The following is a 15,703-nucleotide window of genomic DNA, read 5'->3' as shown; positions in this document are numbered from 1 at the left end:
CTGCCTTTAACAGCAGGCCTATGTAAGCACCGCCTCCCTGGCTGGCCGAGCCCTAGCATGGAAATCCCGAGCCTGTACCTCGGGCTATCTCCATCAACCGGCCAGACAGGGAAGCCATACCATGACCTCACCCGCTGCAAATAACCACACGAACGCTAAACGGCTGGATGAGCGCTCAGCGCTGTTCACCCAACTCTATGTCGGCCCTTCATTCAGGGAAACCGCATCGGCCTTGTTGCGCCAGTCACTGCGGGAACTGTACCCAACGCTGGATATCGACCCGGACATCGCCATGGTCGGTACGCCGACCTGGCAACTGATTGACGACGAGATTGTCGCCGGGCCCACGGAGTACAAGGCCCTCAGCGACATCCTCGCCAAACAGGCAGTTCTGTCAGTGCCGGCGTTGTACATCGAGGGCGAACATTTTCTCACCCAGCAACCGATCGTCGAGCCGACAGTTCACTTGCCCGTGCGTATCTGTGAAATCGCCAAAACCCTCAACCTGCTGGCCCCCGTCATGCTGCGGGCCTTCCAGCAACAGTTGGTCGCCTACTGGAATCAAACCAACAGTAGCGGCCCCCATTGGCACGAGTTGTCGAGCATGTTGCGGGAGGTCTGGAATGTCGAGACTGCAGACGACTGGAGCACCACCGAGTGCGCCATGGCGCGCACCCTGTTCACCCACCCCGATAAAGCCGACAGGAAGGGCAAAGACCCATACAACCTCAAGGCCTGCCTGATCGATATCGACCGCGTCGACGCTGACCACATGACCCACCAGAATGAAGTCGTGATCGCGGTACTGCTCGGCGAACATGAAGGGCAGCAGTCGATCCTCATGTATTCACTGCTCAAGGGCTATGAAAAATTTCCCTCGCTGGAGCACCTGGGCAATTCATTGTCATTGCACCTGCCAGCCTCTGCCTCGAACCAGGAAATTCATTGGCGTCTGTTCGAGCCTGATGGCGACTTTTTCGATCATCAGGCCTGCGCGATGGTGTCCGTGCTGATCGAGGCCGTGGGTGCAATCGACTTCTCGGACCTGCGCCAAACCCATAACGCCGATGTCGTCCTCGGCACGCCGCCAGCCATCGCCCCCCTTGCCCCTGAAAAAGGCCCGGGGCTTGCCTGGTATCAGAACCAGTTGCCCGAGTGGCTGACCAAGGCGTCCATCGCCGACCAGAACTTCTTTGCTCGGCACTTGAAGGACCTCGCCGCCCTGCACAACCAGAACGCCGGCCGTTCCTACCTCGACGACGTCCCTTCCATCGGGGACTACGCATTGAAGGTGATCAAGGCGCAAATGATCAAGGATCATCCTGCCAGCGCCAACGTTCCCTTGGATAGAATCCGCCTGACGGTGAAAAGCCCGGTCATCTGGGGCACCTTTGTGGTGCCGGGGCAGTTCGAAACCACCTCTTTGAGCGTGGTAGAACTGGCCTTGCAAAACCTGATTGCGCTGCCGACCGGCAGCCGATCCGTCGAGACCGATAGTGGTTTCAAACTGCCTGGGTGGATGAACTCCAACTATTTTGTAGACTTGGTCACCCATGCCGATATCGGCAGTGCCTATCCCGCGTTGATCAAACAAAAACTGTTGGACGACCCGCAGGAGTCGTTACGCCGTAAAACCCTCTATAGCCAACACCTGCGTATCCAGCTGCCTATGCAGGCCTTGCAAGCCAAGATTCGCCAGCAAGAAGGCATTGACGAGCGAGGCTACCGTTATGTGGCGGCGGTGTTACAAGACCAGGCCACTGACCGCCAGATTGACGGGCAAACCATTGTGCTCAGGCCATTGGCGTTCCGGCCCCTGCGGCGCGCGAAAGCGACATTGGACACCGTTGCCAACATGTACGTGATCGGCCCCGAGGACCAGACGGCCGGCCCATGCCTGTTGTATCGACCGATGTTCACACCGCCCCTGATACAGTTCCCGACCCCGGCCAATCTGATCTATGGGATTTCGCAATCGAGCACCCTGCGCGAGTCGGTACTGGCCTGGCTACCGGATGCGGTGCGTAACGACTACGCCAATTACGTATTCCCCGGCGCACTGCCTACGCCCTGGCAAGTGGCCGACTACCTGATCGAGCCCGACAAACTATGGACCATGAGCGGCCCCATGGAGTTAGGTGAACAAGTGCTTAACGGCGATCGTTTTTCCACACTGTTCAAAGCCAACGCCGATGCCTTGATCGAACTGTCGGATCGGCAATCGGTTTCCAATGCCGAAAACCGTTGGGCCACGTTCAAGCAAGCCGGCTGGCTGATGTTCAATGCCGTGCTGCCCTTTCTCGGCCGTACCGTGGGCACGGCGGCGTGGATCTGGCAGGTGGTCGATCAACTGCAGAACTTTATCGAGGCCCGGGAGCACGGTGAGCAGCAAGCCGAGTGGTCGGCGCTCACCGATGTTCTGCTCAACCTGGGGATGGCCATCACCTTGCACGTCGCCAGCCGCAGCCACCGTCCCGGCTACCCACGCAAGGCCCAGCCAACCCTGCCGCAGCCGACGAGCGCCACAGACGTCACCGTCAAACAACAACCGTCCCTGACCCAGGCGTTGGCGTCCAAACATTCACCTCACTTGCACATCAGTGGCGCAATCAAGCGCGCCCCTGGTGAACTCGCCAGCCTGCTCGACAGCTTCAAAGTCACTAAGCCCGATGGCCTGGGCACCGCTGAAAGCGCGGCAGGCCAGCACCAGCACCTATTCCGGCACGCACAGCACTACTACGCCCCCGTGGGGGAGCGCTGGTTTGAGGTGAACACGGATGAAGATGAAACGGTGGTCATCATCGACCCCAGGCAACCGGAGCGCACGGGCCCGACGTTGATTCACAACGCCCAGGGCCAATGGTTCATCGACACGCGTCTGCGTCTGCGCGGCGGCGGCCCGAAAAAACAACAGGAAAGGTCCAGATCCGAAGCGGATGTCAAGGCGGTGGAAGCCCAGCGGCGGTTGTCAGCATTTGAGCAAGACAAGAGCACCACGCAATTCGAGATACAGGCGGCCCGCGCTGAGATGGAGGATCCCGAGGCCGGCACTTCGGCCGATGCCCGCCGTGAGATCTACCTGCAAAAGCTCGAGGCCCAGCGAAATAACTACGAAACGGCGCTGCAACAACTCAAGGTCTTGAATGTGTTTGCCCCGACTGCGAACTATCAAGAGCAAGTCGTGCGCTACGTCGGCGCCCAGTTGGACCTGACGGAAACCGGCATACGCGAAGCTCAAGTCACGTTCACGCCGAAGCTTAAAACCGTGCTGGACCAGATTGAGCGCCAGGCCAGCCATCCCGAGGAGCGCCATATCGAGGACGCCCAAACCTTGACCGAGATGAGCCAGGACATGATCGAACGCCTGAACTACACAGAATCGCGGTTCGCTCAGCTTAGGGCGATGGGGCGATCCGGCTTCAAGGCGATGAGCCAACATCGCAAACGCTTGCCGATTTACACGGCTCGCGACCTCAGGTTCCTGCAAGTGACCCTGGCGCGCAATCTGTGCGTGGACGAAAACAGCATAACCACGGCTCCGGATGCCTGGAACGCCATCGACCGTATTGTCGACAGCGCCAATCTGTCGATTCAGACCTTGCGTGAAACCCTGTTCGAACGCAGCGAGTCGCGCCTGGACGAACGCATCGAAACCTTGGGCAGCCTGGTCGAACAGTTCAATGTCCTCGATGAACGCCTGCAGGACTTTCCGGCTGAATTTACCAACGTTGCACTGACCACTCCCCTAACGCGCCTGCGTGAAAAAATCCGCAGTTTCTACAACGAAACCGTTGGCCACCTGGAACTGCTGCACAATGAACGCGAGGCCCTCAGAAACCGACCAACCCCGCCCCCAACCCCGCCAAAAGCCCGGAAGAAAGTCATTTATACGCGTTACAACGGTGTGCTCGTAGGTGACCCACGCCTATCGGCGATGGGCGAGGAAACCGGGCTGGTGGATATCAGGTCTCCGCTTACCCAGGAGGTCATGGCGACCTTCCACGAAAAGCCCGCAGGCGTCTGGGTGCAGCGCGTGAACCCGGTCGAAACAACGTCCAGCACCGCCGTCGATATCGCTACCCGCATCAATCAAGCCCAGGACCTGTTGGACGCACTGGAGGCTTTCAAGCAGCGTGCTACCGAACAAGCCGCCAAGCCGGAGCGCACTGCTACCGGCATAGAAGCGCTGTATCACCAGCACGCACTGGAACTGGAACAGGCGTCTTCGAATATTGAAGAGGCCCTTACCCAAGGCAATGCAACCGAAAGTCACCAAACCTCGGCGGCCCTTGTCGACAAAAAACTCAACGAGGCGGCCCAAGCCCTCTACAAGGAGGCTTCACGCTGCAAGTCGTTGTTGTTCAAAAAACATCCACCCACGGTGCATGCCCTGGAATGGTTGCTGAAACACCAGGAAATCGTCATCAAAAAAACCGTCACGCGTCGCCGGCTCAAAGGCCCGGAGAGGGACTATCTGGACGAGTACACCATCCACAACCGTGAAGACCATAGCGTGCTGTGGTATGCGCACTTTCATTATTCAACCGACTGGGTGCCCGCCAAGGCATTCCTGCGGGCGCGCCTGAAAACCCCGCAGGAGCACGCCGGTGGCGCGCAATCCGACACCCTCAACGGCCTTGGCGAGAAGCATAAAACCGCTGTGTATCTCAGCGAAATCAATCTGGACCAGGCCCGGCGGTTGTTTTTCACGGTGAAATAACCCCTGAGGCGAGGGCGTTCGCGCCCTCGATTCATGATCGCAGCCAGCCGCAGCGCGACGTATCTACCGCCCCTGCGGTAACGTCGCTCGCTACCTTGCGCGTTCCTTAAAGCCCGTACGGGCCATTGAATGCAACGGAGCTGCGCATGCCCAATGACACTGTCAACAATCACCGTCCACCTACTACCTATGAACTGCTGACCCAGTTAACCAGTGGCCCCACTATCCGCGAAGTGGCCGCAACGGCATTGCGCTCAGCCATCAAAGCGTTATATCCCACGCTGGATATCGAACCCGACCTGGCCATGGTCGTCAGCCCTCAATGGGAGGTGGTCGGCAACGACGTCGTGCGTGCGCCGGCCACTGTCGAACCGCTCACGTCCGTGCTGGCCCGGCAGGCACTGTCCAGCGAGAGAGTGACCTATATCGACGGCCAACACTTCCTCACCTTGCAACCATACGCTCTGATTCCTGTGCACCTGGCAGTGAAAATCGATGCTATCGCACGCTTGATTAACGAGCTGTCCGACCTGCTGTTCACTGCGTTCCAGGAACAGCAACTGGACTTCTGGAACGCGTCCAATGGCGCCACCGGTCCGCGCTGGCAAGCCTTTTCCAGCACACTGAGGAAGGTGTGGAACATCACCGTAGAGCAAGGCCTGAGTGAGCACGAAAGCGCGATGGCACGTGGATTTTTCCAGGAACCCGACCTGGCCAGACGTTCGCTGAAAGACCCTTACAAGACCCACGCGTACCTGGTCGACGTGGACATTCTTGACGCCGGCCTGTCCACCCATGTCAGCTTCTTGGATATCACCGTATTGGTGGGCGAGCACGCCAATCGCCCGATGATCCTGACGCACTCGTTGGTGAGCGGGTATGAGACGTTCGAGTCACTGGCACAATTTGGTGCCGCGCTGCCTGCACGAATGAGTGCGCCCGGCAGGGACGCCACCTTGCAATGGCGCTTGTATGAACCCGACGGCAACTTCTTCGATACGCTGGCCTGCAATCTGATCTCGTTGCAAATCGACGCCATAGGCAGTTACGGCGAATCCGGCCTGGAGGACCCGGTCGAAGCACAGGCGCCCGCGACAACGGTCGCCCGCATCGTGCCCAGTATCGAAGAAATGAGCGATCACCAACTGTCGAATATCCGCGATATTCACCGACAACTTCCAGGCTGGCTGGCGTCGGCAACGGACTCCGATATCGCCGCCTACGGCCGCTATATGATCAACCTGGCCCAACTGCACAGCCATTACCACGGCGAAACGTTTCAGGACGGCATTCCAGCCATTCGTGACTACGCACGGACGCAGCTGCAAAACCTTATCCGCTCCCCCGAAGAGGGCGCGCGCCTGAACCTGGACAACATCGAGATCGTCATTGAGAGCCCAGTGCTGTGGGGCACGTTTATCGTCCCCGGAGCCGTGGACACCACACGCCGCAGCCTGATCGACCTGGCCTTGGAAAACCTCACCGGCCTGCCCACCGGCAACGTGACAGTGCACTACAACGGCAGGGGCAGTGACACCCCCGCCTGGCTGACCTACAGCTACCTGAAAGACGTGATCGAGGACATCGATATCGGCCAGCGCTACCCCGCACTGGTCAAACAGCAGCTGCTCGATGACCCCACCCAATCGAGTCACCGACAACAGCTCTACATCGGCCACCTGCAGATTCAACTGCCGTTGCTGGCCCTGCAGATGAAAATCCGAAGCCAGAGCGGCTTCGATGAGCTGGGTTATCGCTACGTCGCCGCCGTTATGCATACCGATGAACATGCGCGCCATGTAGACGGGCACCCTATCGTCATGCGTTGCCTGGCCTTCGTGCCCAGCCTGCGCCCCGGGCCTGAGCATGACGTGGTCACCAATATGTTCGTGATTGGCCCGAAGCATTCCGACAACGGTCCCTGCGTACTCTATCGGCCATTGCTGGAGCCGGCCCTGATGCAATTTGCGTCGCGGCAAAACCTGCTCTATGCCATCAAACATGACCGCTCCTTGCGCGAGTCGGTGTTGGCCTGGCTACCTGAAGCGCAAAGATTCAACTACGCCCAATACGTTTTCCCCGACACCCTTCCTTCGCCCTGGACCGTGGTGCGCGCACTGGTCGAACCGCTGACCGTGCTGTACATGAGCGGCCCGGTAACGTTGAGCGATGAAGAAATGGGCAATGACATCTTTGCCACGCTGTTCAAGGCCAACGCCAATGCCATGGTCGAGTTGGCGACACGCCAGTCGGTGTCCAACGTGCAGAAACGCTGGGCGACCTTTCGGCAGGCCGGCTGGCAAATTTTCAACGCCGCCCTGCCCTTCATGGGCCGCACCCTTGGCATCGCCGCCTGGGTCTGGCAAATCATGGACGACCTGCAGGCCGCCGAGGAGGCCGTGAACAAGAGTGATCAACCTGCCTCCTGGACAGCGTTGGTGGATGTCTTTCTCAACCTCGGCATGGCACTGACGCTGCACATCGCCCTGCGCCACCCTGGAGCGCCCAAGCGATCCGCTCCCCCCAGAGTCCGAACTGAACCAAAGAAAACGACGATTGAAACGGTAGGCAGGCCGTCCGTTAACGAGAAGACACTTACCTCAGTGCAACAGGCCACTATTTCCGACAGCCAACTTTCAGCCAAGCATCAAGGCCCCGTGCACACTCGCGGAGCCCTCAGTCACAGCCGCCTCGGACTGGCCAAGACGCTCGACAGTTTCAAGGTCGCCAAGCCCGAAAAACTCGGTGAACAAAATAAAAACCCCGGTCACCACCTCAATCTCTATCCGCTTGCAGACAAGTGGTACGCACCGGTCAGCGAGCGTTGGTTCGAGGTCACGGTGGATGACAACGACAGCGTCGTCATCATCGACCCGAAAGAACCTTCGCGTACCGGCCCCCCGCTGATCGGCAACCTCGCGGGGCAATGGTTTGTCGATGTCCGTTTGCGGCTACGCGGCGGCGGTCTTCGAAACCGGCGGCGTGCGGTCAAGATCGATCAGCCGGCGCGCATTGCGGCACTTATGACTCAACTCAACGCCTTCGACGCGGTCGCCGCCCGCCAACAGCTGGACGTGCTTGAGGCAGAGCCTGCGCTGGACGCTGCCCCCGGCCCTTCCACAGACCTGCGGCGTACAACGTTCATCAGTAAAGTCGACGGCCGGCTGGCGGCGTACGACGAAGCGATCAGCCAACTGAAGTCCTTGAGCATCATCGACACGGTGCCCACCTACCAGAGCAATATGAGCGGTTACCTGAAACAGCAATTGCAACTGACTCAGATCGCTTTGGATCAACAAGTGGTGAGTTATAGAGAGGCCCTGAAGTCGTCGGCCCCAATCCTCGATGCCGAGGTGGACATCGACTATAAAAACCAGGTTCGCAGCGCCCAGGACCTGTCCACCCTGAACCAGGCAATCATCAAGCGCCTGCAGTTCATCAACGACCGTTTCAACGATCTCAGAGCATTGGGAGATGAGGGTGCAGCCGTCATTCGTAAAACCATCGGGGAGTTGCCACAGCTAACCCTCACTGAACTCAAATCCCTGGAGATCATCCTGGGCCGCTACTTGTGTATCGATGAAGAGCAACGCCAGATCCCCGCCACGCTGCGCGAGCGGATGGGCCAGATCGTCGATAGCGCCGAACTGAACGTCGAGAGTTTCAATGAGATTGTGGAACGCGGTAATGGCGCATCGCTGGATGAGCGCATCGATGTACTCAACAGCCTGGTAGAGCAATTTTCCAGTGCCGACCAGCGCCTGCTCGATCTTCACGCCGATTACCCGCAACACTTGCACAAAAGCCGCCTGGAAAGTTTCCGCCAACAGATTGGCGAGTTCAGCCAGCGGGCTGTGCGCGACCTGGCGCAATTGCTGCGCGCGAAGAAAGCCCTGGAGCCCAAGCCCGGCGGCTCGAAGACCGAGCCCCGCCCGCGGCGCAAAGTAATCAAAACACGCCATCACGGCTTGGTCATGGGTGAACCGCGCGAAACCGACAGCTCCCTGGTCGATGTCAAGGCCAGCATGACCGGCAAGGTGATCGCCACATTCCATGAGAAGTCACCAGGCGTCTGGGTCACACGGCACAGAACTCCACTGCATCCACCCGCCCCTGTTTCCGTGGACCTGGACACCAGCATCAACGCCGGTAAAACGCTGTTGGAGGCCGAGAAGGCTGAAGTTCGCAAATACCAGGGTTTCTCAACGAAGCCCTGGCACGCTGCGCAAGATGTTCAAGATATGTTCGATGATTATGCGAGGACGCTGGAAGCCGCGTCGAAGAACATCGAAGAAGCGCTGACCCAGCGCAATCTCACGGAGAGCGATCATGCTTCCGCTGCAGTGACCAACCGCAATCTGAACGACGCGGCACAGCGTTTCTACCGGTTGGGTAAAAAAACCTATATCGACATGATCAAGCGTCAGCTCCCCACCGCCGAACGGGTGAATTGGCTGCATAGCGAAGGGCTGATCACCATTGCCAGGGTCGGCAAGCGCCGCCCCCTCAAGGGGCCCTGGAAGGACTACCTGGACGAGTACGAGATTCGCGATAAGGAGAACGGCGCTGTGCTGTGGTTCGCGCACTTCCATTATGAAACCAAGGATGCCGAGCCGGAGAATTTCACCAAGGGCCATCTCAAGACCCGCGAACAACAACGGCTCGGTGGGTCCCACCAACGCACCGGACCCAGTGATTGGGAGTTGATAGAGATCCATCGCAGCAGGATCAGCGAGCAACTGGCCGAGTCGCTGTTCTTCAACCGCAGAGCAGCTATGCCTTCCACGCCTGGCGCAAGCGCATCAGCGCCTTCGCGATAGCTGCCTCGGGCACGGCGGCAAACCCCATTACCAGACCAGCATGCTGGTCCGGTGGCGGGCGTGTGCCAGCCAGCCAATAGCTACTCAAGCCATTGATCTCGACATCCACTGCATGGGCCTGAGCCAGCAATACCTGCTCGCGGGCCAGGCTGTCCACCCGCACCGTGATGTGCAACCCCGCCGCGACATTGGGCAAAGCACCGACCCCGGGCAACCCGGCGGGCCATCCGGCCAACAACGCATTGCGTCGGCTGAGCGCGGCGCGACGCATCCGGCGGATGTGCCGCTGGAAATGCCCGGCCGCCATGAATTCGGCCATCACCGCCTGGGTACTGACTTCGGAATGGCGCATATCCACCGCACGGCGGCGAGTGAAGGCTTGCACCAGCCCCGGTGGCAACACCAGGTAACCCAGGCGCAACGCCGGGAACGCCACCTTGCCGAAGGTGCCGACATACAACACGCGCCCACTGCGATCCAGCGCCGCCAACGGCGACAGGGGCGCGCCGCTGTAGCGATACTCTCCGTCGTAGTCGTCCTCGATGATCCAACCGCCGCTACGCTCGGCCCAGGCCAGCAGCTCCAGGCGCCGCGCCAGGCTCATCACCACGCCCAACGGGTATTGGTGGGACGGCGTGACATAGGCCACACGACAGTCATCCAGGGTGTTAAGCACCTGGCTATCCATGCCCTCGCTGTCTACCGGCACGCCATGCAATCGCGCGCCGGCCAGGGCGAACGCGTGGCCGGCGGCGCGGTAACCGGGATTTTCCACCGCCACGCCGTCCCCTGGCTCTACCAGCAACTGTGCACAAAGGCTAATCGCTTGCTGTGCGCCACTGGTGATCACAATTTGTTCAGCCGTGCATTGCATGCCACGTGAACTGCGCAAATACGCCGCGATCAGACCGCGCAAACGATCGTCACCGGCCGGGTCGCCATAGCACAGCAGTTCCAGGTTCGGCTTGCGCCAGAACGCCCCATTCAGCTTGGCCCATATATCAAACGGGAACAGGTCGAAGGCCGGCACACCCACACGAAAAGCCCGCGGCGGCCCGGCTGGAGGGTGAGCCAGGTGGTTGTTTTTTACCCGCGCCAGGCCCGCACTGTGGATAACTTCGTTGTCCAGATCTTCCGGTAAATCCGCCCATTTTGTGGATAAGGCTGGGGATAACCCTGTTGAAAACCCTGTGGATACTTTTGTGGATAGTTTTTTTGCCGTGGGCAGTTGGGCCACATAGGTGCCGTCACCCACTCGGCTTTCGATAAACCCTTCTGCGTACAGCTGATCGTAGGCGCGCACCACGCTGTTGCGCGAGATCGACAGGGCCGCCGCCAGGTCACGCGTGGCGGGTAATCGCGTGCCGCTCACCAGCCGTCCGTCCAGCACCCGCTGGCGCAGGGCTTCGTAGAGTTGCCGAGTAAGCCCCTGGCGACGATCCAACTCGATACCTGCGGGGTTGAACGACAGCGGCGGCGTGATGGGCGACATATTGGACCTATGAAATTGGTGCCAGATGGCTCTTACAACGAACCATTAGCCTGCCTAGGATGCAGGCATTCGCCAAGGAAAATTTCCATGTACACACCACGTGCCTTTGCCCTCGATGATTTGCCTGAACTGCAGCAACTGATCCAGCACACCCGCCTGGCGCAGTTGGTGACCGTTGGTGAGCAAGGCCTGCAGGCCAGCCATTTGCCGCTGCTGCTTAACCCCGATGAAGGCCCCAATGGCACGCTGTACGGGCACTTGGCCAAGGCCAATCCACAATGGCGTGAGCTGCAAAATGGCAGCGAAGCACTGGTGATCTTTGCCGGTGCCGACGCTTATATCAGCCCGGCGTTTTACCCGGCCAAGGCCGAGCACGGCAAAGTGGTGCCCACCTGGAATTACATCGCCGTGCATGCCTACGGCAAGGCTGAGGTATTTACCGACGCCGAGCGGCTGCTCGCGGTGGTTACCGCCCTCACCGATCGCCACGAAGGCAACCGCGCCCAGCCATGGAAAGTCAGCGACGCCCCGGCCGACTACATTGACGGCATGCTCAAGGCCATCGTCGGCTTCGCCCTGCCCATCGAGCGCCTGATCGGCAAGCGCAAACTCAGCCAAAACCGCAGCGCAGCCGATATTGCCGGCGTGCGCGAAGGCCTGGCTGCCAGCATTGATGTACGCGACCAGACCCTCGCGCGCTTTATTCCCCAAGGAGTTTCAGAATGAGTCAGATCGACATCCGCCAGGTCACGGCCGCCGACCACGCCGCGTGGCTGCCGCTGTGGCAGGCGTACTTGAAGTTCTACGAAACCGAACTGCCGGACGCCGTCAGCCAAAGCACCTGGCAACGCCTGATCGATGCCACCGAGCCGACCCATTCGGCGCTCGCCTGGCAGGACGGCAAAGCGGTGGGCATGGTCAACTTTATCTATCATCGCTCCAACTGGAGCATCGAGAATTCCTGCTACCTGCAGGACCTGCTGGTGGATCCGGCCCAACGCGGCACCGGCGTGGGCCGCAAATTGATCGAATTCGTCTACGCCACCGCCAAGGCCGATAACTGTGCCAAGGTGCACTGGTTGACCCACGAGACCAACGCCACCGCGATTGCGCTGTACGAACGCATCGCCGAACGCCCAGGTTTTATTCAATTTCGCAAAGGTCTTTAAGGAGCGCAGCATGCCTATCTCACCCGCCGACTGGAAAGGCGTCCCGGCGCCCACGGCTCAACTGCTGGAAGGGCGTTTTATCCGTCTGGAAAAACTCGACCCGGCGCGGCATGCCGACGGCCTGTTCCGCGCCCTCGAAGGCCCGGGCGCCGACCCGAAACTCTGGGACTATCTGCCTTACGGCCCCTTCCCCGAGCGCGCCGCGTTCGATGCCTGGCTCAACAACCATGCCACCAACAGCGACCCGTATTTCCTCAGCGTGATCGACCGCGCCAGCGGCGATGTGCAAGGCATCCTCAGCCTGATGTCCATCGTCCCGGCCCAGGGCCGCATTGAAATCGGCCACGTCACCTTCGGCGCCCCGATGCAACGCTCGCCGAAAAGCACCGAGGCCGTGTACCTGCTGGCCAAATACGCGTTCGAGCAGGGCTACCGCCGTCTGGAATGGAAGTGCAACAACGGCAACGCCCGCTCAAAATACGCGGCCGAACGCCTGGGCTTCAGCTTTGAAGGGGTGTTCCGCCAGCATATGGTGGTGAAGGGGCAGAATCGCGATACCGCGTGGTATTCGATTCTGGATTCGGAATGGCCCACCGTGGGCGCAGGCTTTGAAGAGTGGCTGTCAGAAGCGAACCAGGCCGGCTCTGGTCAGCTCAAAGGCCTGGCGGAGTGTCGCCGCCAGGCGATCTAAGCCTTAGGCCAGCTTCTGGGCGAGCACGGCAATGTGTTCCGGCCCAATCCCGCAGCAACCGCCCAAATGGCTGGCACCGCGTGCCTGCCAGTCGGCGGCCCAGTGCAAGTAGCCGGGCGGGTCGAGATCGTCACGCAGGGGGTCGAGGCCATCGTTCGCGGTGGCCTCCTTGGGTTGCGGCGGGAAGGCGTTAGCGTACGCGCCGATCTGAATGCTCACCCCCAGGCGCTCAAACGTTTGGCGCGCGGTATCAATGGCTGCGCCAATCACCTCCGGCTGGCTGCAATTGAACAGCAGCACCGCCACACCCAGTTGCGCGGCCGCTTCAGCCGCGTCTGCCACCGGTTCGCCAGAACGCAGGCGTGGCACCTCATCGGTGTCTTCATCCTTCAAGGTAAACGACAGCCAGAACGGTTTTCCGTCCTGCGGCAGGCCGGCATGAATAGCCCGGGCCTCAACGATCGAACTCTGGGTTTCCGCCAGCCATAGGTCGACATGGGGCGCCAGGCCATTCACCAGTGGCGTCAGCAGTTCGCTGACTCGGCCGGCCTCGAACAAATCAGGCCGGTAGGAGCCGAACAGCGGCGGCAATGAGCCTGCCACGCGCACCGTCTGGCCTGAAGCCTGTACCGCACGTCGGGCCAATTCACCGGCCAACGCCGCAAGGGCCTGGCCTTCGGCAGCAAACCGCGCTTGGCCAATATGAAACGGCACAACCGCGTAGCTGTTGGTGGTGATCACGTTGGCACCGCTCTGGATATAAGCCGTGTGCACCGCCTCAACGGCCTGCGGCGCTTCGCTCAACGCCAATGCCGACCACTCCGGCTGCCGAAACGGCGCGCCCCGGCGTTGCAGTTCACGGCCCATGCCACCATCGAGAATTATTGCGTTTGCTGCGCCCATATGCTTTTTACTCATATGCTTATGAAAATAACTCACTATGAGAGTCGTTCTTATAACTATTTAATGCGTACCGTCCGGTTAATAACAACCCTTTTCTTATTCAGGTGTCGATTGTGAAACTTAAACCGCTGTTGGCCCTGGGCCTGACGATGCTGGCTGCCTCTACCCAAGCCTTTGGCGGTGCAACCCTTGACCGGGTTGAGCAGAAAAAAGAACTGGTGGGCGTGCTGATGGAAAGCTACCCACCGTTCTCGTTTCTCAACGAGCAGAACCAACTCGATGGTTTTGACGTCGACGTGGCCAAGGCAGTGGCGCAGAAATTAGGCGTGAAGCTGCGTCTGGAAACGCCGTCCTGGGATGTGATTGCCGCAGGTCGATGGGGCGGGCGCTACGATATTTGCATCTGCTCCATGACCCCGAGCAAGGCCCGCGCCGAGGTGTTTGATTTCCCGGTGGAGTACTACGCCTCGCCTGCGGTGATCGTTGTCAATGCCAAGGATGAGCGCATCCACGGCGCCAAAGACCTCAGCGGCAAGAAAGTCGGCCTCACCAGCGCGTCCAGCTATGAAAGCTACCTGAACAAGAACCTGGTGATCGAAGGCGCCGAAGAAACGCAACTTCAGTACCCGTTCGAGGATGTGCAGATCGCCCCGTACGACACCGATAACGTCGCCTTCCAGGACCTGGGTCTGGGCGCCGGTGTACGCCTGGATGCGATCCTCACCAACCTGGTCACGGCCCAACCGCGCCTGAACCAGGATAAGCGCCTCAAGCTCGCCGGTGAATCGCTGTATGCCGAGCCCAATTCGGTGGCCATCGAGAAAGGTGACCCGCAGTGGGACGCCAAGGTGCGCGAAGTGTTCGCACAGTTGAAACAGGACGGCACCTTGAGCAAGCTGTCGCAAAAATGGATCGGCGCCGATATCAGCAAATGACCGCCTTCCCGACACCTCCCAAGCCGCCGGTGAACGCATCGCGGCTACAGCGACTCTTTGGCTTTCGTACGCGGTTGTACCTGACGTGGGCAGCGCTGTTTTGCCTGTTCGCCAGCTTCTTCCTGAGCTTTGACCTGAAGTTCTCGATCATCCTCGACAAGCTGCCCAACCTGGTCGGCGTGCACCTGGCGCCCAACGGGTTTTTGCAAGGCGCAGCGCTGACGCTGTTTCTGTGCCTATGCTCGATAGTCGCCTCGTCGGTGCTGGGTTTTATCACCGCGCTGGGGCGCCTGTCGAAAAGCGCCGTGGCCTTTGGCATTGCGAGTTTTTACGCATCGTTCTTTCGCGGCACGCCGCTGTTGATCCAGATCCTGCTGATTTATCTGGGCCTGCCCCAACTGGGCCTGGTGCCAGGCGCCCTCGTCGCCGGGATCATCGCGCTCTCACTGAATTACGGCGCTTACCTGAGCGAAATATTCCGCGCCGGCATCCTCGGTGTTCCCCACGGCCAACGGGAAGCCGCCCTGGCCCTGGGCATGCGTGACAGCGCGATCTTCTGGCACGTCACCCTGCCCCAGGCCATGCGCACCATCGTGCCGCCCGCCACCAACCAGTTCATCTCCATGCTCAAGGACTCGTCCCTGATCTCGGTGATGGGCGTGTGGGAAGTGATGTTCCTGGCGCAGTCTTACGGGCGATCAAGCTATCGATACATCGAAATGCTCACGACCGCCGCGATCATTTACTGGGTGATGTCCCTCGGGCTGGAACTGATCCAGGCGCGCCTGGAGCGGCACTACGGCAAAGGCCATGTGCGGCGGGGGTGACGCTCAAGGCAACAGCCACAACCACACGCTGACAAGCCAAAGGCAAATGCGGTTTTAATCGCACCGCAGTAGAGACAACTCCCGCAAGCCAGGGGTCGATAGCCCGACAGTTATCACCTCGCGATCTCGCTAAATTCCCGGCCTCA

At 60.0% G+C, this 15,703-nt stretch carries 9 protein-coding genes; 7 read left to right on the top strand and 2 right to left on the bottom strand.

Annotated features, from left to right (window positions below; all coding sequences use genetic code 11):
- Positions 1 to 121: 121 nt before the first annotated feature.
- Together BFP92_RS28635 and BFP92_RS28630 are read left to right on the top strand one after the other, a co-directional pair.
- Positions 122 to 4,720, top strand: coding sequence for a dermonecrotic toxin domain-containing protein (locus BFP92_RS28635; RefSeq protein ID WP_065932067.1), 4,599 nt, complete (start codon positions 122 to 124; stop codon positions 4,718 to 4,720).
- Between the two features lie 146 nt (positions 4,721 to 4,866).
- Positions 4,867 to 9,540 (top strand): dermonecrotic toxin domain-containing protein, encoded by a 4,674-nt coding sequence (locus BFP92_RS28630; protein WP_065932066.1) that lies wholly within the window; start codon positions 4,867 to 4,869, stop codon positions 9,538 to 9,540.
- On the opposite strand, the gene BFP92_RS28625 is transcribed toward BFP92_RS28630, so the two are convergent.
- Positions 9,494 to 11,032 carry a MocR-like pyridoxine biosynthesis transcription factor PdxR gene (locus BFP92_RS28625; RefSeq protein ID WP_065932065.1) on the bottom strand — a complete coding sequence of 513 codons (1,539 nt, stop codon included), beginning with the start codon at positions 11,030 to 11,032 and terminating at the stop codon, positions 9,494 to 9,496. The two genes, BFP92_RS28630 and BFP92_RS28625, sit on opposite strands and share 47 nt — an antisense overlap.
- A gap of 87 nt (positions 11,033 to 11,119) precedes the next feature.
- On the opposite strand from BFP92_RS28625, the gene BFP92_RS28620 reads away from it, so the two are divergent.
- Genes BFP92_RS28620 through BFP92_RS28610 form a run of 3 tightly spaced genes read left to right on the top strand, consistent with a single transcriptional unit; the run spans position 11,120 to position 12,892 of the window.
- Positions 11,120 to 11,758, top strand: coding sequence for an FMN-binding negative transcriptional regulator (locus BFP92_RS28620; RefSeq protein ID WP_065932064.1), 639 nt, complete (start codon positions 11,120 to 11,122; stop codon positions 11,756 to 11,758).
- Positions 11,755 to 12,201 carry a GNAT family N-acetyltransferase gene (locus BFP92_RS28615; protein WP_065932063.1) on the top strand — a complete coding sequence of 149 codons (447 nt, stop codon included), beginning with the start codon at positions 11,755 to 11,757 and terminating at the stop codon, positions 12,199 to 12,201. The genes BFP92_RS28620 and BFP92_RS28615 overlap by 4 nt, the downstream gene beginning before the upstream one ends.
- 10 nt (positions 12,202 to 12,211) lie before the next feature.
- On the top strand, positions 12,212 to 12,892 hold the full coding sequence (locus tag BFP92_RS28610) for a GNAT family N-acetyltransferase (protein WP_065932062.1): 681 nt from the start codon (positions 12,212 to 12,214) through the stop codon (positions 12,890 to 12,892).
- Between the two features lie 3 nt (positions 12,893 to 12,895).
- Here BFP92_RS28610 and BFP92_RS28605 read toward each other — a convergent pair whose 3' ends face one another.
- Entirely contained in the window at positions 12,896 to 13,795 is a 900-nt protein-coding gene (locus tag BFP92_RS28605; RefSeq protein WP_065932061.1) for a homocysteine S-methyltransferase family protein, read from the bottom strand.
- Between the two features lie 113 nt (positions 13,796 to 13,908).
- Between BFP92_RS28605 and BFP92_RS28600 the strand changes: the two genes are divergently transcribed.
- On the top strand, positions 13,909 to 14,730 hold the full coding sequence (locus tag BFP92_RS28600) for an ABC transporter substrate-binding protein (protein WP_065932060.1): 822 nt from the start codon (positions 13,909 to 13,911) through the stop codon (positions 14,728 to 14,730).
- Entirely contained in the window at positions 14,727 to 15,557 is an 831-nt protein-coding gene (locus tag BFP92_RS28595) for an amino acid ABC transporter permease (protein ID WP_065932059.1), read from the top strand. The genes BFP92_RS28600 and BFP92_RS28595 overlap by 4 nt, the downstream gene beginning before the upstream one ends.
- Positions 15,558 to 15,703: the final 146 nt, after the last annotated feature.

The sequence above is a fragment of the Pseudomonas sp. 58 R 3 genome (assembly GCF_900006605.1).
GTDB classification, from domain to species: Bacteria; Pseudomonadota; Gammaproteobacteria; order Pseudomonadales; family Pseudomonadaceae; genus Aquipseudomonas; species Aquipseudomonas salomonii.
The sequence above is the reverse complement of the archived record's forward strand: the minus strand, read 5'-3'. Positions and strand labels throughout refer to the sequence as shown.

Bases quoted from the DNA above. Each gene is read 5' to 3' on its own strand.
- BFP92_RS28615 (WP_065932063.1), top strand. From the start codon at position 11,755: ATGAGTCAGATCGACATCCGCCAGGTCACGGCCGCCGACCACGCCGCG.
- BFP92_RS28595 (WP_065932059.1), top strand. From the start codon at position 14,727: ATGACCGCCTTCCCGACACCTCCCAAGCCGCCGGTGAACGCATCGCGG.
- BFP92_RS28620 (WP_065932064.1), top strand. From the start codon at position 11,120: ATGTACACACCACGTGCCTTTGCCCTCGATGATTTGCCTGAACTGCAG.
- BFP92_RS28630 (WP_065932066.1), top strand. From the start codon at position 4,867: ATGCCCAATGACACTGTCAACAATCACCGTCCACCTACTACCTATGAA.
- BFP92_RS28625 (WP_065932065.1), bottom strand. From the start codon at position 11,032: ATGTCGCCCATCACGCCGCCGCTGTCGTTCAACCCCGCAGGTATCGAG.
- BFP92_RS28610 (WP_065932062.1), top strand. From the start codon at position 12,212: ATGCCTATCTCACCCGCCGACTGGAAAGGCGTCCCGGCGCCCACGGCT.
- BFP92_RS28635 (WP_065932067.1), top strand. From the start codon at position 122: ATGACCTCACCCGCTGCAAATAACCACACGAACGCTAAACGGCTGGAT.
- BFP92_RS28605 (WP_065932061.1), bottom strand. From the start codon at position 13,795: ATGGGCGCAGCAAACGCAATAATTCTCGATGGTGGCATGGGCCGTGAA.